This window comes from Chryseobacterium sp. W4I1 (assembly GCF_030816115.1).
Lineage (GTDB): Bacteria > Bacteroidota > Bacteroidia > Flavobacteriales > Weeksellaceae > Chryseobacterium.
Genome location: NZ_JAUSXQ010000001.1, coordinates 4,461,067 through 4,484,721, shown reverse-complemented (window position 1 = coordinate 4,484,721; position 23,655 = coordinate 4,461,067). Strand labels below are relative to the sequence as shown.

Genomic DNA, 23,655 nt, shown 5'->3' with positions numbered 1-23,655 from the left:
TTAATTGGTTAGTGTATAGTAGAATATCTCTATTCTATCTTTTGGATATAAATAAAAAAAAGAAGTTAAATCCCAAGATTAAACTTCTTTTAAATTATAGTTAACTGTTTGATAATCAAGTGTTAAATTTACAACCTTCCACTATCTTTTATCCAATAGGCAATTTTTTCATTGAAGTTCTGCTTTTCTTTAAGATCTTCAAGCTTCAGATGCATTCTGTAACGCCAGTAATGAGGAAATACCGCAGGATTATTGATCCTTTCATTATCCATATCAGGATTGGTAAGTTCAGGATCAGTTGCCAGAAATTCCTGGATTGGGAAAATTGCCAGCATTGCATCATTATAAAGATGCTGTTTCATTATAATCTCTGCCTGATGAGAATCCATTTCTTCAGGCGCTTTTCCATATTGGATCAGCTGTTGGTTAAAATATTTCTGTGTCAAAGCAGAATCCTCTTTCCACCATTGTCTCAGCGTTGAACTGTCATGGGAAGAAGCGGTAACTACATTCATATAATCTGCATTTTTAGGATTATAAAACGGAATATTATCTGACGGCATACGCTGTACTTTCAGAGCAATAATAGCCAACTCATCCATTACAACAGGTACACAGGCAGGAACCATTCCCAGATCCTCACCGCAGATCAGCATTTTTGTAGCATTCAGAATAACAGGCAGCTTTTCCATCGCTTTTTCGTACCAGAGATAATCCTGTCTTCTGAAGAAATAATCGTGATACAGATCATAGATCGCTTTTTGCTCCCATTCAGGAAGATATTTATAAGAATCAGTATTGTAAACACTAAATCTAGGGTGATATACCGTTTCCCCGTTTCTTTCCTCAGTCAGAAACAAAACATTAGCACAGAGAGAAACAAGCTTTTCTTCAATAGTACCTTTTGGGTTCTTCTTGAAAAAATCGGTCAGTTTTCTCTGGGTATCAAATTCTTCTTTAAATGAATAAGTACCATCATTATTATTGTTAATAAATTCAAGTGCTTTATTACTTTCTTCCCCGAAATATTCCCAGAGAACCCTGTCATTAATGAAAGGGGTACAATAACGTTTAAAATCAAATGGGATATGTCTTGCTTTAAATTCATCTATAACGACAGGCACCGCAGGATAAAAATACCCTAAAATCCCCTGAGTAGCAGAGATAGGCATTCTCCAGATTCTGAAAAACCCTAAAATATGATCAATCCTCATCGCATCAAAATACTGCTCCAATGCTTTGAATCTGTTCTTCCACCATTGGTAATCATCTGCCTTCATTGCTTCCCAATTGTAAGTTGGAAATTCCCAGTTCTGACCCAGTTCCGTAAACTGATCCGGCGGTGCACCCGCCTGGAAATCCATTCCGAAAAGCTCAGGTTCTGTCCAGGCTTCTACAGAATACCGGAAGATCCCGATCGGAAGATCACCTTTTAACGAAACGCCTAAACTATGCGTATAATCCACAGCATCTTTCAGCTGCAAATGAAGTTGATATTGCACCCAAGCATGCAGCATGGAAGCATCATAGTCTTTACTTTTGACAGTAAAAAACTGTGAAATTTTTCCGGCGATATATTTTTTGTGGGTTTTCCAGTCGTTGAAATTCGGGGTTTTATATTTATCCCTCAGCACACAGAAAACGGCATAAGGAATCAGCCAGTGATCATTGTCTTTTATAAATTTTTTGAAATTTCTGTCTTTATAAATCTTTTCTTTTTCAATATTGAAAACTGCCTTTAAATATTTCCATTTACTAGCAATTACTTTTTCATAATCAATCAGATCAAGGGCATTCAGTGCTTCCTTTTCAGAATGATATTCAGAAACTAATTCTTCCGGTAAAGCAAAATCAAGATTATCCAGTGAAATATACTGCGGATGGAGAGCATAAACAGAAACTGCGGCATAAGGATAAGAATCTGTCCAGGAATAATTAGCAGTCGTATCATTGATCGGAAGGATCTGGATAATTCCCAGATTTGTTTCGCTTGTCCAATCAGCCAGCTTTTTAATATCTGAAAACTCTCCTACCCCAAAGCCGTTCTCACTCCTCAAAGAAAAAACCGGCACTGCCACTCCGGCATCATGGTACATCTGGTACGATTTGAACCTAAAATAGTGATTGGAAACAATCTGCAGAACATCATTAAGTGGATTGGCAAAGGTAAATCTATTCTCACCGGTCTCAACATCAATGACACGTCCCTCTTTTTTATCGTAAATACAATATTTATATTGAATAAGCTCCTTTTCAGGAATTTCAACGGAAGCCTCCCAGATTCCAAAATCAGTCTGCGACAGATGAATTGCGTTTGCATAATTCCAGTTTCCTAAAGAAGACGTATTGCCGAACAATACAATTTTCCAGTCCGGATTATAGACCGGGGCTTCAATCCTGAATAAATGCGTATGCTTTTTTAAAACAACTGCTTTTTCAGGAACAAACTGATTGAGCTTATTATAAAGTATCTTATTATTTAAATAATTTTCAGGGAAATTTTTATTACTCCATTCATCAAAAATAATAAACTCCTTGTAATTGTGGGGGAAATTAAGATGATGCAGGACAAATTCTTCTCTCAGGACATTCCCTTTTTCGTCTGTGAGCTGATATTTATAGGAAATTGATTTTGAGAAATAATCTACCTCACATTTCCAGAGGCCGTTATCTGCATAAAACAGGATATGAGTTTGGGCGGCAGCACCTTCATCACCTACAATCAGCAGCTGCAGATTCTGTCCGGCCTTTGCATTATATCCTACATTAAAGTATAGCTTCATCTATATTTTTTTATAAAAATACATTTTAATCTCGAAAAATAAAACTTATTGAAATCAAATAATCATTAAAAACCCTTTCCAAAAGAAGTTGAAAAGGTTTTAGGTTTTATTAGAGTTAAAATAAAAATCTATGTCAAGATCCAGGCTGTTTATTCTGTAACCAGAATTTTTTTGCTTAGGAGTATTTTTCCGGCTTCACTTGTAATACTTACCAAATATGCTCCATTGATCAGGTTTTTCAAATAGATCTGCTGGTTGAGTGAGCCATCTTTTACAGAAAGATCCTGATTCATTACACTTTTTCCCGAAAGGTCGAAAATGCTGAGTTTAAGATTTCCTTTTACATTTTTATCATTGACATTCACGTTGATCAAACGCTCATCAACTCTTGTTGGATAAATATCAATTTTAACTAATGTACTTACTGCAGATTTTTTATCGTTGGCAAAATATTTACTCGCAAGGTCATAAATATGCGGTTTTTCTCCACTTGGAAGAGCTTTGGCCTGTAGTGTCACAAGGTCTACTTCATATAAAGCATCTCCTTTAGCACTTGCAATTACCACTTTTCCTTTAGCATTCACTGCGGAACCATTCACGGAATAGTTTTCAGGAAGACCTGATATTTTACCTGTAAATTTGGCTTTTAATTCTTTAGTCATCACCTTGAAAACATTTCCTGAAGCAGAAAAAACATAGAAATTGTTTTCAGCATCAGCAATCATATCACCGCCAAAACCGGTTTCCATTGCCGTAAAGGAATTCTTTCCGTTTGAAGGATTATCTTTAATAATCCCAAGATCGCTGACACCATATTGATTTCCTTTTTTGCTGATTTGCAACAACTGGGTTCCTGCATTATTAAGCGCATAAATATTTCCGTCATATCCGGCTGTCATTCTTGTGATATGAGAATTGATGTCACAAGAAGTTACTTTTGATACTGCATTGTCTACCAGCGTAATTTCTTTTGTCTTTGCATTTAAAATGTAAATATTGGAAGAAAACATAGGCATATACACCAGATTATTATTCAACGGGTCATAAGCCAGAGCTGCCATGGTAATCGACTGAGAATTACCATAAGAATTTCTATCTTCCGAAATAGTACCTTTTCTCTCCTGTGAAAATACTTTTGCAACTGTATCAGCCGTAAAAATTTTTTCACCGGAAGTGCCGTTTGTTACATCCATCACCCGAAAATCACTAAAAATAATACTGGACGTATCTTTTCCGGCAATGGCAAAAAAATCCTGCTGCGCCTGGGCATGCGCACCAAATAACAGCAGGAAAAGAGGGAATAAATGTTTTTTCATACAATGTAGAATTTAGATTCGTAATGATTAATACAACTAAGTTACATAATTTACAAATAGAATCATAAAAAATTAATACTATTTACATAACATTTACAATCAATTTGTTCAAACGTTGATATTATGATAATTAACACTTAAAACAGCCAACCCATTTATATAAAAAACTCCCGCAGATCATGGATTACAACAGGCTTTATAGTCTGTATAATCCACGCGATCTGCGGGAGCTATATTTGTATTTTGAAGATTAATTCAGAACGTAGGTTGTTCCGTCCCTTCCGTCTTTTAATTCAATACCTTCAGCAAGCAGCTTGTCTCTGATCTGATCTGAAAGGTCAAAGTTTTTTGATTTTCTCGCCTGATTCCTTAGTTCTATTAAAACTTTTAAAGTCTGGTCAAGTTTCTCATTATTGTTTTCTTCAACATTCTGAAGCCCTAAAACATCAAATACAAAAGCATTCAAAGTTGATTTTAAGTCTTCAAGATCTTCCGAAGAAATTGTTTCTTTGCCATCATTTAAAGCGAAAATGTATTTTACAGCTTCAAATAAATGAGCAATCAGAATCGGAGAATTAAAATCATCTGTTAAAGCATCATAAGCTTTATTTTTCCACTCCTTAAGGTCAAAACCAGACTGTTTTTCATTATCCGGAGTAACAGCGTTTAAAACTTTAATAGCTTCCATTAATCTGATAAAACCTTTTTCACTAGCAATCATCGCATCATTGGAAATATCCAGCACACTTCTGTAATGTGCCTGCAGGAAGCAGAAACGTACGATGGTAGGATGGAAAGGTTTTTCAAAGAAGTCATTTTCTCCTGTTACCAGCTGCATTGGAAGAATATAATTCCCGGTAGATTTGCTCATACGCTGGGAATTCATCGTCAGCATATTGGCATGCATCCAGTAGTTCACTGGAGCTGTATCATTGCATGCCTTTCCCTGTGCAATTTCACATTCGTGGTGCGGAAATTTCAAGTCCATGCCGCCACCATGGATATCAAATTTTTCACCTAAATATTTTGTGCTCATAGCAGTACATTCAAGGTGCCATCCCGGAAAACCTTCACCCCAAGGGGAGTTCCATCTCATAATGTGAGCAGGAGATGCTTTTTTCCATAAGGCAAAATCCTGTGGATTTTTCTTTTCGCCCTGTCCGTCAAGATCACGCGTATTTGCAAAAAGCTCTTCTATATTACGTTTTGAAAGTTCGCCATAGTTCAAGCCCCTGTTATTGTATTCCAGAACATCAAAATAAACAGAACCGTTACTTTCATATGCAAAACCCTTCTCAATAAGCTTCTGTGTAAGCTCGATCTGTTCTACGATATGACCTGTTGCTGTAGGTTCGATATTCGGAGGAAGCAGGTTGAACATTTCCAAAACTTTATGAAAATCCACGGTATATTTCTGTACAATTTCCATAGGTTCCAGTTTTTCCAGACGAGTCTGTTTCACGAATCTGTCGTTCTCTACATTTCCATCGTCTGTAAGGTGCCCTGCATCGGTGATATTTCTTACGTATCTTACTTTATACCCTAAGTGGATCAGGGTACGGTAGATAAAATCAAAGGAAAGGAAAGTTCTTACATTTCCCAAATGCACATTGCTGTAGACGGTAGGTCCGCAGACATACATACCGACGTTTCCTTCTAAAATGGGTTTAAATATTTCTTTTTCTGCTGTGAGGGAGTTATATAATTTTAATTGCATTTTTTTAAATTAAAAGATTCAATGATTAAGATTTAAAAATTAGTTAAAATAATTCTATCCACAACAAATAATTGTTGTGAGAAAAATTTTATTTGAAACTTTTTTAAATATTACCATTATTAAATTGCTTTTAAGTGATAATGAAGATGATCAATATAATCCTGAATGATATATTCTAATGTAAAGGCCTGAGGAACCGTTTTTGTTGTATCACAGGTTCTTTTCAAGGCTTCATCCGGAATATTTTCTACGGTATAAACGATCTGAAAATTCAGAGATTTCCAAAGACTAATAATTTCTGAAACCGGAATATTCTGATAATTCTGCGCTTTCACCCAAAAATCCTGATCATAAACAATATTGTCATTTTCTTTATACTGAGTCACTACAAATCTTCTGATATTGGTAAGTGCACTATCACAAAGATGACCTAAAATTTCTTTTTTTAGACCATTTTTCAAGTGAAATTTTATAGTTCCAATCTTCTTCAGAAATGGTTTCAAATCTCTGAAGCTCGGCATCAACAATATCTTTAAGAATCTGATAGTTCATCTATTTACTAATAATCAAGTTTAGCATGGCTTCCCACATAATGGAGGAATTCCTGTCTGGTGATGGGATTGGTTCTGAAAATACCACTCAATTCTGCTGTAATAGTAGAACTCGCTGTATCTTTTATTCCTCTGCAGTTGACACATAAATGTTTTGCATCGATAATACAGGCTACATCTTTGGTGCCTAGTGCTTCTTTCAAAGCATCTACAATCTGCATCGTCAGTCTTTCCTGAACCTGCGGTCTTTTTGCATAATAATCCACAATCCTGTTGATCTTGGAAAGGCCAATCACTTCGCCGTTTGAAATATAGGCAACGTGGGCTCTTCCGATGATCGGCAGAAAATGATGTTCACAGAAAGAATAAACGGTAATATCCTTTTCCACCAGCATCTGACGGTATTTATATTTATTGGAGAAAGTGGAAATTCCCGGCTTATTTTCAGGAAGAAGTCCTCCAAAAATTTCATTCACATACATTTTGGCAACACGCTTCGGAGAATCTTTTAAAGAATCATCCGTCATATCCATCCCCAGTGTTTCCATAATTTCACCGAAAAGTTCGGTGATTTTTTCTATTTTTTCCTGTGGCGATTTATCAAATGCATCTTTCCTAATAGGCGTATGTTCTTTTCCAGTGAAAATATCATCGTCGTTATCGGTAAAATCAACCATTTTTATTTAATTTGCAACAAAAATACGGATAAAATCTGTTCATCGATTTCAATTTGAACGAAAAACATTATCCATTCTCAAATTAGCCTATGATTATTGTCGAAGAAGTGCAGAACGAAAACCAAAAAAAGGAATTTTTAGAATTTCCCGCAAGACTTTACCTGCACGACAAAAACTATATAAGACCTTTAGACAAAACGATCAATGAGATATTTGATCCTGAAAAAAATATAACGTTTAAAAATGGTATATGCACTCGGTTTTTGTTTAAAAACAAGCAGGCTAAAACAGTAGGAAAGGTCGCTGTTTTTATTAACAATGATTATGAACAAAATCAGCTAACAGGAGGAATAGGATTTTTTGACTGCATTAATGATCAAACAACCGCAGATTTTATTTTTGACCACTGTAAATCATGGCTTCAGGAAAGAGGTATGGAGGCAATGGATGGGCCTATCAATTTTGGGGAACGGGATAAATTCTGGGGACTTCTGATTGAAGGCTTCGGTGAACCTCTTTATGGAATGAATTATAATTTCCCTTATTATAAAGAGTTGTTTAAAAACTATGGTTTCAAAATGTATTTTGAACAGTTGTGCTTTTCACGACCTATTTTTGCTGAAGTATCAAGGATTTTCACATTAATGCATACGAAACACAGCAGAAATCCTGCGATCTCAGCAAGACCTATGAAAAAGAACAATCTTCCAAAATTTGCCAAAGATTTCACAGAAGTTTATAATCAGGCCTGGGCAGCGCACGGTGAAGGTAAACAGCTGGAAGAAACAAAGGTTCTGAAAATGTTTCAAACGATGAAGCCCATTATTAATGAACATATTTCATGGTTTGTCTACGAAAATGAGAAGCCCATTGCCATGTGGATGAATCTTCCTGATGTGAATCAGTGGTTTAAATATCTGAACGGTAAATTCGGTATTGTGGAAAGGCTTAAATTTTTGTGGATAAAACAATTCACGAAAAATGAAAAAATGGTAGGCCTTGTTTTCGGTGTCGTTCCGGAATGGCAGAAAAAAGGGATCGATGGCTATATGATCTGGGAAGGAACACAGCATCTGAGAAAACATACGGATTTTAAAATTACAGAACTTCAATGGATAGGAGATTTCAATCCTAAAATGATCAAAATAGCAGAGAGTCTTGATACAACTGTTACCAGGAAGCTGGCTACGTACCGATATTTATTTGATCGTGATAAGGAATTTGAAAGGCATCCAATGCTTTAAATAAAAACCCTGCTGTTGATCAGCAGGGCTCCTTTCACTTTGACTCTATTAGAATAGCTCACCGGCTATTTTTTTTATGTTATCACTTTTCCCCATGGAGTAAAAGTGCAGCACAGGAACTCCAAAATCCAAAAGTTCTCTGCATTGATTGATCGCCCACTCTACTCCGATCTGTTTTACAGCATCATTGTTTTTAGCCTTTTCCACCTCATTGATCAGGTCTTCCGGAAGATCAATCTTGAATATCTGTGGCAGAATTTTTAAATGCTTTTTGGTGGCGATAGGTTTGATCCCCGGGATAATAGGAACGGTAATTCCCATTTCTCTGGCTTTTGTCACAAATTCAATAAATCTTTTATTGTCAAAAAACATCTGGGTAACGATATAATCTGCTCCGGCATCTACTTTTTGTTTCAGCCATTTCAGATCATAATTCATAGAAGGTGCTTCCATATGTTTTTCAGGATAGCCAGCTACTCCTATGCAAAATTTATTAAGTTCATCGCAGATTGTTTCATCATTGTGAAGGTATTTTCCTCTTCCCAGATCATTAATCTGATGAACAAGATCCATGGCACTCGCGTGGCCTCCCGGTGTAGGTTCAAAGTACTGATGGCCTTTCATAGCGTCTCCTCGCAAAGCCATGATATTATCTATTCCCAGATACATACAATCTACCAGAAGGTATTCTGTCTCTTCTTTGGTAAAGCCTCCGCACAGAAGATGGGGAACGGTATCTACATTATATTTATGCTGGATTGCCGCACAAATCCCTAAGGTTCCGGGACGCATTCTGGTAATACGGCGTTCCATGAGTCCATTTCCTTTGTCTAGGTAAATATATTCTTCTCTGGAAGTGGTGACATCAATAAAAGGGGGCTTAAACTCCATAAGCGGATCTATATTGATGTACAAATCTTCGATTCCAATTCCTTTCTGGGGCGGAACGACTTCCAGGGAGAATAGGGTTTTCCCGTTTGCATTTTTTATGTGTTCAGTGATCTTCATTCTAGTTTAATTACTTAAAAAAATTTTATCAGTTTTTGTAAATCCAATCTGTAATTAAATTTTCGCAATTTTTATAGTTATTTAGCGGAAAACTTATTTTAAATCGGTACTTCAAATTATTATGTTCTTCAAAAAAATTCACGTTTTCCAATACTTCAAAATCAGATTTGATGTTTACTTTATATTTAAAAGTTTTGTTACTTTTTAAATTTTTCATTTTATCTGGTTTGAAGCAATCTATATCTTTATTTGCAAGACTCATCTTTTCATAAGTTTGAGTTTTGTTATTGAATAGTTCCAACTCAATCAAGTGAATATTACATAAATCAATTTTCTTTGGAATTTTGAATGATCCGCTTCCAGTATTTGTAACCGACAGTGTAAAGTATCCTGTATCTTTCAAATGATCGTTGTTAATTTTTACAGAATAACTTTGTCCGAAAACAATTGTCGAAATACAAATAAGGAAAAGTGATAATATCATCATATAAATATTATTTTTAAATTCCATCTGCTAAATTGGGGTTTAGCCATTTTTTTGCTTCCTGGAAAGAAATTCCTCTTCTCTCTGCATAATCCTTGAGCTGGTCTTCTGTAATTTTTCCAAGACCAAAATATTTTGCATGTGGGCTTCCGAAATAATATCCAGAAACTGCTGCCGTTGGGAACATGGCGAGGCTTTCGGTAAGGAAAACACCTGTATTTTCTTCTACTTTTAAAAGATCCCAGATGGTCTTCTTTTCCAAATGATCAGGACAGGCAGGGTAACCCGGTGCAGGACGGATTCCTTTGTATTTTTCAGCGATCAGATCTTCATTGCTCAGACTTTCCTGATTGGCATATCCCCAATATTCTGTTCTTACTTTTTTGTGTAAAAATTCGGCATAAGCTTCTGCGAATCTGTCGGCAAGGGCTTTTACCATGATGGCATTATAATCATCATTAGCTTTTTCATATTCTTCAGCGAATTCATCTGTCCCGAAACCGGTAGTCACACAAAATGCTCCTACATAATCTGTTTTACCGGAACTTTGTGGAGCAATGAAGTCACTTAATGCTAAATATTCTTTTCCTTTTGAACGCTGTGCCTGCTGTCTTAATGTAAGAAATCTGGCCTGTTCTTCATTATTTTCGTCAAAAATCAGGATATCATCCGTTTCATTGGAATTGGCTTTAAAAATTCCAAAGACAGCTTTTGCCTGCAGTCTTTTTTCATCAAGAATTTTATTTAAAATGACCTGCGCATCTTTAAATAATTCTTTGGCTTGAGCCCCTACTACCTCATCTTCTAAGATATTCGGGTATTTCCCGTGAAGATCCCAGCTTCTGAAGAATGGCGACCAGTCGATAAACGGAAGCAGTTCTCTCAGATCCTGATCTTCAAAAACTTTGACACCTAAATTATTCGGTGTAAAGATATCTTCGTTTTCCCAGTCGATACTAAAATGACTTTTTCTGGCTTCTTCAATGGAAACATAATCTTTATCAACCTGTCTGTTCAGGAACTTTTCACGGAAATCAGAATATTCGTCTTTCAACTCTGAAACATATTCTTTGTTTCTGTCACCAAGCAATGAGCTCACCACATTGACTGCCCTGGAAGCATCATTAACGTGAACGACTGCATTTTTATATTTTAAATCGATTTTTACAGCGGTATGTGCTTTTGAGGTTGTTGCGCCACCAATCAGCAATGGAAAATTAAGGTTCTGTCTTTCTAATTCCGAAGCGATATACACCATTTCATCAAGACTTGGCGTGATCAACCCGCTTAATCCAATGACATCTACTTTATGTTCTATGGCAGCCTGGATGATTTTTTCGGCAGGAACCATTACTCCGAGATCCACAATTTCGTAATTGTTGCAACCCAGCACAACACTCACAATATTTTTACCAATATCATGAACGTCCCCTTTTACGGTAGCCATCAGAATTTTACCGTTGGCTGGTCTTGAGCCGTCTTTTTCATCTTCAATAAAAGGCTGAAGATAGGCCACTGCCCTTTTCATTACCCTTGCAGACTTTACTACCTGTGGAAGGAACATTTTTCCGCTTCCGAAAAGGTCTCCCACAACGCCCATTCCGGTCATCAGATTAATTTCAATGACATGGAGTGGTTTTTCGGCCTGCTGTCTGGCTTCTTCCACATCTTCCTCTATAAAACGGTCGATTCCTTTAACCAAAGCATGGGTAATTCTATCCTGTAAAGGTTTTGTCCGCCATTCCAGATCTTCAACGATTTCTTTTTTGACGGATTTATGTCTTTCGGAATAATCTAAAAGTCTTTCTGTAGCATCCTCCCTTTTGTCAAGGATCACATCTTCCACAAGTTCCAGAAGTTCTTTATTGATCTCGTCATAGACTTCGAGCATAGCCGGATTTACGATCCCTATATTCATTCCGGCCTGGATAGCATGATAAAGGAATACGGAGTGCATCGCTTCTCTCACGGTATCATTTCCACGGAACGAGAAGGAAACATTGCTTACGCCTCCACTCACAGATGCATAAGGAAGGTTTTTCCTTACCCATCTTGTCGCTTCAATGAAATCTATTGCATTTCTTCTATGCTCTTCCATTCCGGTGGCAACAGGGAAGATATTTAAATCGAAAATGATATCTTCTGCAGGAAAACCAATCTGATTAACCAAAATATCATACGACCGTTTTGAAATTTCAATTCTTCTGTCATAATTATCAGCCTGTCCATCTTCATCAAAGGCCATGACAATAACTGCAGCACCATATCTTTTGACGGCTTTGGCCTGCTTTATAAATTCTTCCTCACCTCCTTTGAGACTGATGGAATTGACAACAGATTTTCCCTGAGCTACCTGTAATCCGGCTTCAAGGATTTCCCATTTTGATGAATCTATCATCAGTGGAATCCTGGAAATATCGGGTTCGGAAGCTATTAAGTTCAGGAATTTGATCATGGAAGCTTTACCATCAATCAATCCGTCATCAAAATTGACATCAAGAATCTGCGCCCCACCTTCCACCTGGTGGCGGGCAATATCAAGTGCTTCAGAGAATTTCTCCTCTTTAATTAATCTTAAAAATTTTTTGGAACCGGCAACATTGGTTCTCTCACCAACATTGATGAAATTACTTTCCGGTGTTATAATAAGGGGCTCAAGGCCTGATAATCTTAAATATTTCATTAATTTTTATTCTTCTAAAATATAATAGGCATTGTTTGCATTCTGCCGCAGCAGGTCTACATGCTTGCCTAAAGCAGTAAAAATTGGAAATCTTTTATAGGCTAAGTTGTGTTCTTCTGCAAATTTTTCAATCTCGTCTGTGATCTCGTTATAGTACATATAGCTATAATTCGGGAAAAGATGATGGGCCACATGAAAATTAAAGTTTCCTAAAACATTTCTCACCAGCCAGTTATTTTCTTTTAAATCATTGGTCACCTCAAACTGATGACGGAGCCAGCTGAAGGGAAGTCCGTTTTTTGTATCCAACTTTGGAAAAGCATTGTCAGGAAGCGGATGTAAAGGCAACAATACGAACAGTGCAAAAATGCTCGCAGCAATCACCTGAAGTCCCCAAGCCCCCAAAGCCAAACCTATAGATACTTTAAAGAACAGAACAGGAACTACAATCTGATAAAAGAAATAGAACAGTTTGTAGATCACCATTTTTATTTTTTCAATCACAGGAATTGAGCCCTGTGTCTTTAAAATCACTCTTTCTTTATCAAAAAAGTCCCTGAAATCCCGGATAAACATCCAATTAAACAGGTAAAGAGGATATACCAAAAAGAAGAAAAGGTGCTGGAACTTCTGAACGCGTTTTGCCTTAACCCAAGGGACAATCAAAAGCACACCACTCTGCTCTATGTCCGTATCCCATCCATCTACATTAGGATAAGCATGGTGGCTGGCAATATGTCTTTTTTTCCAGATGTATGAATTGGCTCCTACAAAATCAAAAATATGCAGTACCATCGAGTTTAGTCTTTTACTTTTATAAATGTTATTATGGGCCGCTTCATGGATCAGGTTTAAATAAATCAGCACCAAGAAAATCCCCATTAAAACAAAGCTTCCGATATACATCCAGGATTTGTTAGCATTAAATAAAGCAAAGAAATACAATGCAAAATAGACCAAAGGCAGGATAACCGCTTTGATCTGTATATAAATATCCCTGTTTTCAGGAATTTGCTCTAAACGCTGATTCACTTTTTTTCTTAGTTCATTAAAAAGTCTTATATCCTCTGAATTTTTCAAGTAACTTGGCTTTTCCATAATGTTAAATTTTGTGACTTATTTAAAGATAACATTTATAATCAAGCACTTACCCCATATTTTAATTAAAAAAATCTATTAAATCAGACAAATTTTTTCAATTTTCTTGGAGAATATTCTGCTACCAGATCTGCAATAGCTCTGATGTGATCAGGTGTGGTTCCACAGCATCCGCCGATAATATTGATCAATCCTTTCTCCACATATTCTTTGATTTGTCTCGCCATATCTTCCGGCGTTTCATCATATTTTCCGAAAGCATTGGGTAAACCGGCATTGGGATAAGCTGATACAAAGAATTCAGAATTGTGTGCTAAAGTTTCCAGATAAGGGGTAAGCTGATCAGCACCTAATGCACAGTTGAAACCTACACTAAGTAAGTTTAAATGTGACACTGAAATGAGGAATGCTTCTGCAGTCTGCCCGCTCAGGGTTCTTCCTGACGCATCTGTAATGGTACCGGAAACCATGATCGGAATTTTTATATTTCTTTCCTCCTGTATTTCATCAATCGCGAAAAGAGCTGCTTTTGCATTCAGGGTATCAAAGATAGTTTCTACCAGAAGAATATCCGAACCACCATCAAGCAAAGCTTCGCATTGCTGTTTGTAAGCTAATCTTAATTCTTCAAAAGTAATTGCTCTGTATCCCGGATCGTTTACATCCGGACTTAAGCTTGCTGTTCTGTTAGTAGGTCCTATGGAACCTGCAACAAATCTGGGCTTATCAGGATTCTGAGCTGTAAATTCATCACATGCTTTTCTGGCAATTTTCGCTGACTCATAGTTTAGCTCGTATACCAGTTCCTCCATGTGGTAATCTGCCATCGCAATGGTAGTTCCGGAGAATGTATTGGTTTCTATAATGTCTGCTCCTGCTTCCAGGTATTTCTTATGGACTTCCTCAATTGCCTGAGGCTGTGTGAGAGAAAGCAGGTCATTATTTCCTTTCACCGGATGCTCCCAGTCTTTGAAACGCTCTCCTCTGTAATCTTCCTCTTCAAATTTATAACGCTGAAGCATGGTTCCCATGGCTCCATCCAGAACGAGAATTCTTTTTTCAAGCTGAGCATTGAGCGATGACTGAGCGTTTTGTATATTATTTTTCATTTTCTATTTCTTATAATAATTGATAAATCCGCCGATTAACTTTTTACACAAAAGAATTTTTGAATTGACCTTCCCAAAATCCTTCTTAGAAATATAGTTTTCTTCCAGGGATAAATTAAGTTGATTTTCAAGTTCATACAGCGATTCTACGGCACTATTCATAAATTGCAATGTTTCTTCCGAATTCTGTTTTCTACCTCCTTCCGCAATATTAAGAGCAACCGAAGCAGCAGCTTTCCTGATTTGGCCAGATAAATCAGATAATTCTTTTTTAGGATGCTTTTTGGTAAAACTTTCTACCAAAACAACCAATTTCCTCCCTTCAATCCAAACTTCCAGCTGTGCATAATCTCTGTTCTTGTACATAACCTTTCAATGATCAATTAATCTAAAGCTTGTTTCAGGTCTGCGATGATATCATCTACATATTCCAAGCCTACTGAGCATCGCACAAGGCCTGCTGTAATCCCAACTTCATTTCTTTCTTCGTCAGTAAGCTTTGAATGCGTAGTTGATGCAGGATGGGTCACAATAGTTCTGGTATCTCCAAGATTGGCAGAAAGGGAACACATTTTTATTTTATCTAAGAAGTTTCTTCCGCCTTCTATTCCTCCTTTAATCTCAAATGCTACGATATTTCCCCCAAGCTTCATTTGTTTTTTGGCAATTTCATAGCTTGGGTGTGATGGTAAGAATGGGTATTTTACAAGTTCCACATTGGGATGATTTTCTAAAAACTCAGCTACTTTCAATGCATTTTCACAATGTTTTTCAACACGGATCGCCAAGGTTTCCAGGCTTTTTGAAAGTACCCATGCGTTAAATGGTGACATTGCCGGGCCTGTATTTCTAGCAAAAAGATAAATTTCTCTGATCAGATCAGCTTTTCCTACAGCTACTCCTCCTAAAACTCTTCCCTGACCGTCAATAAGCTTTGTTGCAGAATGAACAACAATATCTGCACCATATTTAATAGGCTGCTGAAGATAAGGTGTTGCAAAACAGTTATCTACAATAAATATCAGGTTATGCTTTTTAGCAATTTGCCCGAAAAACTCCAGATCAAGAATTTCAATGGCTGGATTGGTGGGCGTTTCAAGATACAAGATCTTAGTGTTGGGTTTAATATATTGTTCTACATTCTCTGCATCGCCGGCTTTGAAATAGGATGTTTCAATGTTCCATTTTGGAAAATACTTTGTAAACAGAGTATGTGTAGATCCGAAAACGGACTGGCAGCTTACAATATGATCCCCGGCATCCAATAAGGCAGCAAACGTAGAATAAATGGCAGCCATCCCTGTTGCAAATGCATATCCTGATTCTGCACCTTCCATTTTCGAAATCTTATCTGTGAACTCCGTAACATTTGGATTTGAAAAACGGCTGTAAAGGTTTTTAGGCTTTTCTTCAGCAAAGCTTGCTCTCATATCTTCTGCATCCTGAAATATAAAACTAGACGTAAGATATAATGGTGTTGTATGTTCATCAAACTGCGTTCTTTCAGTCTGAGTTCTTATTGCGGTGGTTTCGAAATTTTCCATATATATTTAATTTACCAATGGAACAGGGTATCAATGAAACAATAAAATTCTTCGCTTCGCTCGGATATAATAATCATTGGTAAACTGTTATATTGTTATATTGTTACATTAATTATTTTGTTTCACTTACTCTTAAGATATCACCGAAAACACCTCTTGCCGTTACCTGGGCTCCGGCTCCGGCTCCCATTATTACAATTGGGTTTTCTCCATAACTTTCTGTATAGATCTCAAAAATTGAGTCTGAACCTTTCAACTGGCCTAATGCGGAGCTTCCCGGTACAGAAATCAGTTGCACATCGAGCTGGCCTTTATCCTTCTGAAGATCGCCGTGAAGATCACCTACATAACGGAGTACGTGTCCAGGCTCCTGACCTTCTTTAATTCTTTGGTATTCTTCATCCAGTTCATCCAGTCTTGCGATAAATTCATTCTTTTCTACTGCCAGAAGATTTTCCGGAATTAAATTCTGGATGTTAATATCCTGGAATTCATTAATCAGGTCTAATTCTCTGGCAAGGATCAGAAGTTTTCTGGCCACATCATTTCCTGACAGGTCTTCACGGGGATCGGGTTCTGTAAAGCCTTTTTCCATTGCCTCTCCGATGATGGTTGAGAATTTATCATTTCTTACAGAGAAATTATTGAAGATATAGCTTAATGATCCTGAGAACACTCCTTTTATTCTTGTAATATTTTCTCCTGAAAGGTGTAATAATTTGATGGTATCAATTAACGGAAGTCCCGCCCCTACATTCGTTTCGTAAAGATAGCGTCTGTTATTTTTACTCAACGTATATCTTAGTTGACGGTATTCTTCAATCGGAAGCGTATTAAAAATTTTATTGGAAGAAACAAGGTCAAAACCGTTTTCAGCAAGAGCGTGATAGTTTTTCACAAAATCTTTGCTTGCTGTATTATCTACTACGATCAGGTTTTCCAGCTGGTTTTCTTTCGAGAAATTGATGAGTTCCTGAACATTAGATGGATGTTCCGCTGTTAAAACCTCATCGCTCCAGTCTGCATTAAACCCTTTCTTATTAAAAGCAATTTTCCTTGAATTGGCTACTGCCACTACTTTAAGGTCTATTTTTTTACGTCTTTTGATTTCTTCTGAAGATTGTAAAACCTGTTCAATTAAAGTCTTTCCTACATTTCCATGACCGATAATAGCCAGATGAACGGTTTTTGGCTTTTTGAAAATTTCAGATTCAATAACATTCTTCGTTTTTTCATCCTGAGAGGAAGTCACGACAATATTGACTCTTTTTTCACTTGAAACCTGGTTTAAAAGAAGTGGAAAAACATTATTTCTGGCAAGCTCGGCAAGAACTTTATTGAAATCTTCCGCTACAAAACCAAGTACGGAAACATTATTGATGCTGTAAATCTGTGAAACTTTTCCTGATCTTCTTTCTTCCACAAATTCATCAATCAGACAGGCTACGGCTTTTTCGGCGTCTGCTTCATTTACCAAAATAGAGATTCCATTTTCAATTGCTTGTTGGGAGATCACTCCTACACTGATACGTGCCAAGGTAAGCGCTTTGAAAATTCTTCCGTCTATCCCGATTTCACCTAAGAAATCTTCCCCTTCAAATTTGATAATTGATCTGTTCTTTAAAAACTTAATTTCGTTAGCATTTTTCATTCTACAAAATATTTTTTATGATATTATTTAATTGTTTGTATTCCATTAAGAAGGCATCATGCCCGTGAATTGACTGTATCTCGTGATAGAAAACCTCTTCTTTTCTCTCTCTCAGCTGTTCAAAGCACATTCGGATTTCTGAGGCGGGAAAGAATAGATCTGTATCTACAGCGATCAGGTGCATTCGTGCAGTGATCTTTTCCAGCTGATTTTCTTCAGTATTGATATTCATCAGCAAATGATTCATGAGCTTATAAGATTTTAAACTAAATCTTTCGTTCAATGCATTTCCATGGTAAAGAAGCCAGTCTTCTGATTCTAACCGATGGTTCTGATGATGATATTTGTTTTGAAATCTATCGTTTAAGGATTGAGGAGTTCTATAACACAACATAGCATGAATCCTGGCTTTTTGCAGGGGTTCATCATTTCCGTTCAGCAGAAATTTCTGAACCAGACACTGTGCATGAAGCCAATCGTGGGTCTTAAGATCGCAGGCAATAGGAATAAATATCTCTGCAAGCTGTGGCTGTTTGGCCAGCATCTCCCAAGCGATCCCGCCTCCTAGAGATCCTCCAATAATGGCATATAATTTTTTGATATGTAAAGCTTCGAGACCTTTCAGGAATATTTCTGCAATATCTGAAGGGGTGAAATCTTCGTATTCATCAATTAAAAAATGATCATATCCGTTTCCGGGAATATTGAAACACAGAACGGTATATTGAGTCGTATCAATGATCTGATTTTCACCAATCAGCTGTTTCCACCATCCTTTCTCTCCGGAAACATTTGAATTTCCGGTCAGGGCGTGATTGATCAGTATAATGGGTGCTGTAAACAGGTCTTTCCCGAAGAGCTGGTAGCTCAACGGGATATAGTATTCCTTTTGGGAATGAGTATGATACGAAAGATTAATATAGTTTAGTTCTGTTTTCAATTCTATTATTATTTAATACAATTGAAAATGCCACAGGAAATGGCTGAAAAGAACTTCAGTAAGTTATCTGTCCAAAATAAATTTGGTAGAACGTAGCACCTTCTTTGCTTGCACAAAGGGTTGCTAAGGTTTCATAGGGTCTAATCCCTCAACCTTTCTTGATAACATTTTCAATATTTGAATGAACGCTCTGCAAAGATAGGTGTTTTCTTTTAAATTTTTCAAAAAAAATATTTAATATTAAAAAAGCCCACAATTACAAGTGTTTCAGAGCTATATTAAGAATTATTCAGATGAAAGGAATTGGAATTTTTTTTCAAAAAAACTACCTTCGTACTGAAAAATGATGAGATATGAGTGCTGAAAAAGAGCGATTACAAGATATAAAATGGAAAAACTGGGGTCCTTATGTAAGTAACAGGCAATGGGGAAACGTACGGGAAGATTACAGTCCGGACGGGAATGCCTGGCATCACGCCAATCACAACAATGCAGAAAGCTACGCCTACAGATGGGGCGAAGAAGGGATCGCAGGCATCTCTGATGTAAAGCAGATTTTCTGTTTTGCCTTTTCATTTTGGAATAAAAAGGACAAAATAATAAAAGAGCGTTTCTTCGGACTGAGCAATCCTCAGGGAAACCATGGCGAGGATATCAAGGAGATCTTCTATTACCTGGATAATACACCTACCCACAGCTATATGAAAATGGTGTACAAATATCCTATCAATGCATTTCCATATGATGATCTTGTGGCAGAAAACGGAAGACGTAGTAAAAAGGAACCTGAATACGAGATCTTTGACACCGGAATTTTTGATAACGATGAGTATTTTGATATTTTTATTGAATACTGTAAGGCCGATCACAATGATATTCTGGCAAGGGTAACGGTTCATAACCGAAGTAAACAGGATGCCCCGATCGTCATAGCACCTACAGCTTGGTTCAGGAATAACTGGAAATGGGGCTACAATTCGTACAAGGCACAATTGAATGCTTCTTATGATGGATGTATAGACGTAAATCATGACAGTATTTCTATTAAGAAATTTTATTCAAGAAATCTGGCAGCGAAAAGCGCTTTCTGTGAAAATGAAACCAACACTCCTAAATTATACGGAAGTCCGTACCCGGGAAATACTTACTTTAAGGATGGAATCAATGACCATATCATTTACGGGAGCAATACGGTGAATCCTGAAAAAAGGGGAACTAAGGCTTCTTTTATCATTGATGAAATTATTGGTGCAGGACAGTCTAAAACATTTGATTTCAGGTTGTGTCCGGATGAAGTTGATGAACCTTTTGAAAGATTTGATGAGATTTTTAATAACAGAATTACTGAAACGAACGAATTTTATCAGGAGATTCAGAATGAAACCACAAATGAAGATGAAAGAAATGTACAGAGACAGGCTTTTGCTGGACTTCTCTGGAATAAGCAGTTCTATCACTATAACGTTGGAAAATGGCTGAAAGGTGACCCTAATCATCAGGCACCAAGAAATTTCAATGAATATGTAAGAAATACGGAGTGGAACCACCTTCACAATAAGGATATTATCTCTATGCCAGATAAATGGGAATATCCGTGGTATGCAACCTGGGACCTGGCATTTCACTGTGTTCCTTTTTCTATTATTGATGCTGAATTTGCAAAGGGGCAGCTTCTTCTCCTGACGAAGGAATGGTATATGCATCCGAACGGTCAGCTTCCCGCTTATGAATGGAATCTGAGCGATGTGAATCCACCGGTACATGCATGGTCTTGTTTCAGGGTATTTAAAATTGATGAAAAACAAAACGGTAAACCAGATCTTTTATTTCTTGAAAAAGTTTTTCAGAAACTTCTCCTGAATTTTACCTGGTGGGTCAATCGAAAAGATAAAAGCGGTAACAATATTTTTGGTGGAGGCTTCCTGGGGCTTGATAATATCGGGGCTTTCGACCGTAATATGGTACTGAAAGACGGACAGCATCTGGAACAGGCTGACGGAACCAGCTGGATGGCTATGTATGCACTTAATATGATGCGTATTGCTATGGAATTAGCTCAATATTACCAGGTTTACGAGGATATGGCGATTAAATTTTTTGAGCATTATCTGTATATCGCAGAGGCAATGGAGAATTTAGGGGAAGGAAAAGAAGGGTTATGGAATGAAGAGGATGGCTTTTTCTATGATGTTTTGCAGTTGGGTAACGGAGAAAGTGTTTCTTTGAAATTAAGAAGTATTGTAGGACTGATCCCGATGTTTGCCGTGGAAATCATAGATCATAAGTTACTGGATAAAATGCCCAATTTCCAGGCAAGAATGGATTGGGTTTTAAAAAATAAGCCGGAACTTACGAAACTTGTTTCCCACTGGGATGAGGAAGGACAGGGCCGAAAGCACCTGATGAGTATTTTACGTAAGAACAGACTGACTAAGGTTTTAAGGCGAATGCTTGATGAGAGTGAATTTTTAAGTTCCTACGGAATCCGTGCGATGTCTAAAATTTATGAGGAAACTCCTTTTGTTTTCTCAGTTCACGGTACAGAAAATGTAGTATACTATACTCCAGCTGAAAGTGACAGCCGGATGTTCGGGGGCAACAGCAACTGGAGAGGCCCAATCTGGTTCCCAATCAATTTCCTGATCGTGGAAAGTTTACAGCGTTTTCATTTTTATTATGGCAATAGCCTGAAAGTGGAATTCCCAACCGGAAGCGGCGAGAAGAAAAATCTGGATGAAGTGGCACAAAATATCAGCCGCAGACTCTGTTCAATATTTTTAAAAGATGAGAACGGGCAGAGACCCTTCAACGGAGGAAATGCCAAGTTTAATTATGATGAACATTTTAAGAATTATATTACTTTCTTTGAATATTTCCATGGAGACAATGGCCGCGGCGTTGGTGCTTCTCATCAGACAGGATGGACAGCAACGGTTGCCAAGCTTATGAAACCGAGATTAACAGTCTAGTATAAATGGTAGCGGCCAGCCCAAATGGGCCGGCCGCTTATATTCAATTAAAAAAATATCTAAATTTTTTCTCCATTCACAAGCACTTCATACCCAATTTCTACATTCGGCTCTAAAGTTTTTGATACGGAGCAGTATTTATCAAAAGACAGCTGTGCTGCTTTTAATGCTTTAGTAGGATCTATGTTTCCTTCCAAAAGGAATTTCACCTTGATCGATTTAAAAGGTTTTGCATCTTCTACCTGAATTCTTTCTCCTTCAACTTCTGCCTGGAAACCTGTGATTTCCTGACGTTGTTTTTTCAGAATAGAAACCACATCTATTCCGCTGCATCCGGCTACTGCCATCAGAACGCTTTCCATTGGAGATACCCCTTTAGCTCCCGGCTGTGAAGTATTATCCAAAAGAATGGAATTTCCCTGGGAATTGGTACATTCAAATAAAAAATCGTCGTTTATTCTGTTTAGTGTTATTTTCATTTTAAATTGTATTGTAAGATTCTTTGACCCGTTTCAGAATGACCTGAGTCCTTTAGATTTATTATCAGTGCAAAATTATAAAATTCCCCGGGCTTTTATCTCAAGATATTTATTGATAACGTCAATATTTAAATTTTCAGGCAGAGTATATACGGTGTAAATTCCATATTTCCTAAGCTCCTGGATGATCAGCTTCTTTTCAAATTCAAATTTTTCAGCGATGATCTCATCATAGATTTCCTGCATACTTTCCGGATTTTTATGGATAAGCGTCTGCAATTCTGAGTTTTTGAAAAATACAACAACGAGCAGGTGATTCTTGGCAATACCACGGAGGTATTTTAATTGCCGGTTTAATCCGTCCAATGTTTCAAAATTGGTAAAAAGCAGTACCAGACTTCGCTGGTTCAGTGAATATTTCACATCCTGATAAAGGCGGTTAAAATCACTTTCAAAAAAATCGGTCTTAATATTATAGAGTGCTTCCGAGATCTTTTTCAGCTGTCCGGACTTATTTTCTGCGGCTATTTTATTCTCAGTCTTTTTGGAAAAAGTCATCATTCCGGCACGATCCCCTTTCTTCAGGATAATATGGGACAAAGCCATAGCAGCATTGATGGAGTAATCAAGCAAACTAAGACCATTGAAAGGCATTTTCATCGTTCTTCCTTTATCAATCAGGATAAAAATACGCTGTGACTTTTCATCCTGAAACTGATTGACCATCAAACGGTTGGTCTTAGACGTAGCTTTCCAATTGATTGTTCTGATATCATCTCCGGGGACATATTCTTTGATCTGCTCAAATTCCATGGTATGACCCAGCTTTCTGATCTTTTTAATTCCGCCAAGCATAAATTCACTCTGTAGCGCCATCAGTTCATACTTTCTAAGATGCACAAAAGATGGATAGGCAGGCAGCATGGCATCTTTCTGGAAATTAAATCTTTTTGAGATAAATCCTAATGGTGAAGAAGCATATATATTCAGGTTTCCAAAGCTGTATTCTCCTCTTTCTTTAGGTTCAAGGCTGTATTGGAAATAAGTATTTCTACCGGATTCAATATCTTTTGTAATTAAAAAATCTCTTTTCTGGAACTGAAACGGAATTTCGTCAATAATCTTTGTACTGATCTTAAAGCTGTAATTATTTTTAATATCAATCTTCACAAAATTCTCATCACCATTGGACAGCTTTTCCGGAAGTATTCTTTGGGCAAGCACCGCATTCTTTTGATTAAACAATAAAAGATAATCTACCATTGCTGCCAGAAAACACAAGATTAGAACAATGTGAGCCACCCACATCAGAACAGGAAAGAAAAATGCAAGGACATACACTATTCCCACTCCGATGAGCGCAAAGAAAAATCGTGTATTGATGTATAGGTTTTTCATTTTT

At 37.1% G+C, this 23,655-nt stretch carries 18 protein-coding genes and 1 riboswitch; of the genes, 2 read left to right on the top strand and 16 right to left on the bottom strand.

The features are described 5' to 3' along the window. Positions 1 to 128 precede the first annotated feature (128 nt). The 5 genes from QF044_RS20910 to folE form a co-directional block, all read right to left on the bottom strand. Positions 129 to 2,783 carry a 4-alpha-glucanotransferase gene (locus tag QF044_RS20910; RefSeq protein WP_307271604.1) on the bottom strand — a complete coding sequence of 885 codons (2,655 nt, stop codon included), beginning with the start codon at positions 2,781 to 2,783 and terminating at the stop codon, positions 129 to 131. 149 nt (positions 2,784 to 2,932) lie between these two features. After that, a complete protein-coding gene (locus tag QF044_RS20905) occupies positions 2,933 to 4,099 on the bottom strand; it encodes a T9SS type A sorting domain-containing protein (RefSeq protein ID WP_307271601.1) in 1,167 nt (388 codons plus the stop codon). Positions 4,100 to 4,349: 250 nt separating this feature from the next. Then, positions 4,350 to 5,816, bottom strand: coding sequence for a cysteine--tRNA ligase (gene cysS / locus QF044_RS20900; protein ID WP_307271598.1), 1,467 nt, complete (start codon positions 5,814 to 5,816; stop codon positions 4,350 to 4,352). A gap of 119 nt (positions 5,817 to 5,935) precedes the next feature. Beyond that, positions 5,936 to 6,277 carry a DinB family protein gene (locus QF044_RS20895; protein ID WP_307271596.1) on the bottom strand — a complete coding sequence of 114 codons (342 nt, stop codon included), beginning with the start codon at positions 6,275 to 6,277 and terminating at the stop codon, positions 5,936 to 5,938. 98 nt (positions 6,278 to 6,375) lie between these two features. Next, entirely contained in the window at positions 6,376 to 7,044 is a 669-nt protein-coding gene (folE, locus tag QF044_RS20890) for a GTP cyclohydrolase I FolE (protein WP_034725871.1), read from the bottom strand. An 89-nt stretch (positions 7,045 to 7,133) separates the two neighbouring features. Here folE and QF044_RS20885 point away from each other — a divergent pair, with 89 nt between their 5' ends. Next, entirely contained in the window at positions 7,134 to 8,288 is a 1,155-nt protein-coding gene (locus tag QF044_RS20885; protein ID WP_307271591.1) for a hypothetical protein, read from the top strand. Between the two features lie 48 nt (positions 8,289 to 8,336). Here the strand turns inward: QF044_RS20885 and metF are convergent, their stop codons facing one another. The 9 genes from metF to QF044_RS20840 form a co-directional block, all read right to left on the bottom strand. Further along, positions 8,337 to 9,296 carry a methylenetetrahydrofolate reductase [NAD(P)H] gene (metF, locus tag QF044_RS20880; RefSeq protein WP_307271589.1) on the bottom strand — a complete coding sequence of 320 codons (960 nt, stop codon included), beginning with the start codon at positions 9,294 to 9,296 and terminating at the stop codon, positions 8,337 to 8,339. Positions 9,297 to 9,324: 28 nt separating this feature from the next. After that, on the bottom strand, positions 9,325 to 9,783 hold the full coding sequence (locus QF044_RS20875) for a hypothetical protein (protein ID WP_307271586.1): 459 nt from the start codon (positions 9,781 to 9,783) through the stop codon (positions 9,325 to 9,327). Positions 9,784 to 9,796: 13 nt separating this feature from the next. Further along, complete coding sequence (metH, locus tag QF044_RS20870; protein WP_307271583.1) at positions 9,797 to 12,463, bottom strand: methionine synthase; 2,667 nt, start codon at positions 12,461 to 12,463, stop codon at positions 9,797 to 9,799. A 6-nt stretch (positions 12,464 to 12,469) separates the two neighbouring features. After that, positions 12,470 to 13,561, bottom strand: a complete 1,092-nt coding sequence (locus tag QF044_RS20865) for a fatty acid desaturase (RefSeq protein WP_307271580.1) — start codon at positions 13,559 to 13,561, stop codon at positions 12,470 to 12,472. Positions 13,562 to 13,644: 83 nt separating this feature from the next. After that, the gene (locus QF044_RS20860; protein WP_307271577.1) at positions 13,645 to 14,670 is read right to left on the bottom strand and encodes a homocysteine S-methyltransferase family protein; all 1,026 of its coding nucleotides are present in this window, start codon (positions 14,668 to 14,670) and stop codon (positions 13,645 to 13,647) included. Between the two features lie 3 nt (positions 14,671 to 14,673). Further along, complete coding sequence (locus tag QF044_RS20855) at positions 14,674 to 15,036, bottom strand: four helix bundle protein (RefSeq protein ID WP_307271575.1); 363 nt, start codon at positions 15,034 to 15,036, stop codon at positions 14,674 to 14,676. Between the two features lie 17 nt (positions 15,037 to 15,053). Continuing rightward, entirely contained in the window at positions 15,054 to 16,214 is a 1,161-nt protein-coding gene (locus QF044_RS20850) for an O-succinylhomoserine sulfhydrylase (RefSeq protein WP_307271572.1), read from the bottom strand. 112 nt (positions 16,215 to 16,326) lie between these two features. Continuing rightward, entirely contained in the window at positions 16,327 to 17,865 is a 1,539-nt protein-coding gene (locus QF044_RS20845) for an NAD(P)-binding domain-containing protein (RefSeq protein WP_307271570.1), read from the bottom strand. A 1-nt stretch (position 17,866) separates the two neighbouring features. Continuing rightward, complete coding sequence (locus QF044_RS20840) at positions 17,867 to 18,805, bottom strand: alpha/beta fold hydrolase (protein WP_307271568.1); 939 nt, start codon at positions 18,803 to 18,805, stop codon at positions 17,867 to 17,869. Between the two features lie 60 nt (positions 18,806 to 18,865). Next, positions 18,866 to 18,973, bottom strand: a riboswitch (SAM riboswitch). Between the two features lie 185 nt (positions 18,974 to 19,158). On the opposite strand from QF044_RS20840, the gene QF044_RS20835 reads away from it, so the two are divergent. Next, a complete protein-coding gene (locus tag QF044_RS20835; RefSeq protein ID WP_307271566.1) occupies positions 19,159 to 21,774 on the top strand; it encodes a glucosidase in 2,616 nt (871 codons plus the stop codon). Between the two features lie 59 nt (positions 21,775 to 21,833). Here QF044_RS20835 and QF044_RS20830 read toward each other — a convergent pair whose 3' ends face one another. Then, a complete protein-coding gene (locus tag QF044_RS20830; RefSeq protein WP_307271564.1) occupies positions 21,834 to 22,253 on the bottom strand; it encodes an OsmC family protein in 420 nt (139 codons plus the stop codon). 75 nt (positions 22,254 to 22,328) lie between these two features. Then, on the bottom strand, positions 22,329 to 23,651 hold the full coding sequence (locus QF044_RS20825; protein WP_307271560.1) for a DUF58 domain-containing protein: 1,323 nt from the start codon (positions 23,649 to 23,651) through the stop codon (positions 22,329 to 22,331). Positions 23,652 to 23,655: the final 4 nt, after the last annotated feature.

Excerpts from the sequence above, each read along its gene's own strand:
- QF044_RS20910 (WP_307271604.1), bottom strand. The coding sequence starts at position 2,783 with ATGAAGCTATACTTTAATGTAGGATATAATGCAAAGGCCGGACAGAAT.
- QF044_RS20905 (WP_307271601.1), bottom strand. The coding sequence starts at position 4,099 with ATGAAAAAACATTTATTCCCTCTTTTCCTGCTGTTATTTGGTGCGCAT.
- cysS (WP_307271598.1), bottom strand. The coding sequence starts at position 5,816 with ATGCAATTAAAATTATATAACTCCCTCACAGCAGAAAAAGAAATATTT.
- folE (WP_034725871.1), bottom strand. The coding sequence starts at position 7,044 with ATGGTTGATTTTACCGATAACGACGATGATATTTTCACTGGAAAAGAA.
- QF044_RS20885 (WP_307271591.1), top strand. The coding sequence starts at position 7,134 with ATGATTATTGTCGAAGAAGTGCAGAACGAAAACCAAAAAAAGGAATTT.
- metF (WP_307271589.1), bottom strand. The coding sequence starts at position 9,296 with ATGAAGATCACTGAACACATAAAAAATGCAAACGGGAAAACCCTATTC.
- QF044_RS20875 (WP_307271586.1), bottom strand. The coding sequence starts at position 9,783 with ATGATGATATTATCACTTTTCCTTATTTGTATTTCGACAATTGTTTTC.
- metH (WP_307271583.1), bottom strand. The coding sequence starts at position 12,463 with ATGAAATATTTAAGATTATCAGGCCTTGAGCCCCTTATTATAACACCG.
- QF044_RS20865 (WP_307271580.1), bottom strand. The coding sequence starts at position 13,561 with ATGGAAAAGCCAAGTTACTTGAAAAATTCAGAGGATATAAGACTTTTT.
- QF044_RS20860 (WP_307271577.1), bottom strand. The coding sequence starts at position 14,670 with ATGAAAAATAATATACAAAACGCTCAGTCATCGCTCAATGCTCAGCTT.
- QF044_RS20855 (WP_307271575.1), bottom strand. The coding sequence starts at position 15,036 with ATGTACAAGAACAGAGATTATGCACAGCTGGAAGTTTGGATTGAAGGG.
- QF044_RS20850 (WP_307271572.1), bottom strand. The coding sequence starts at position 16,214 with ATGGAAAATTTCGAAACCACCGCAATAAGAACTCAGACTGAAAGAACG.
- QF044_RS20845 (WP_307271570.1), bottom strand. The coding sequence starts at position 17,865 with ATGAAAAATGCTAACGAAATTAAGTTTTTAAAGAACAGATCAATTATC.
- QF044_RS20835 (WP_307271566.1), top strand. The coding sequence starts at position 19,159 with ATGAGTGCTGAAAAAGAGCGATTACAAGATATAAAATGGAAAAACTGG.
- QF044_RS20830 (WP_307271564.1), bottom strand. The coding sequence starts at position 22,253 with ATGAAAATAACACTAAACAGAATAAACGACGATTTTTTATTTGAATGT.
- QF044_RS20825 (WP_307271560.1), bottom strand. The coding sequence starts at position 23,651 with ATGAAAAACCTATACATCAATACACGATTTTTCTTTGCGCTCATCGGA.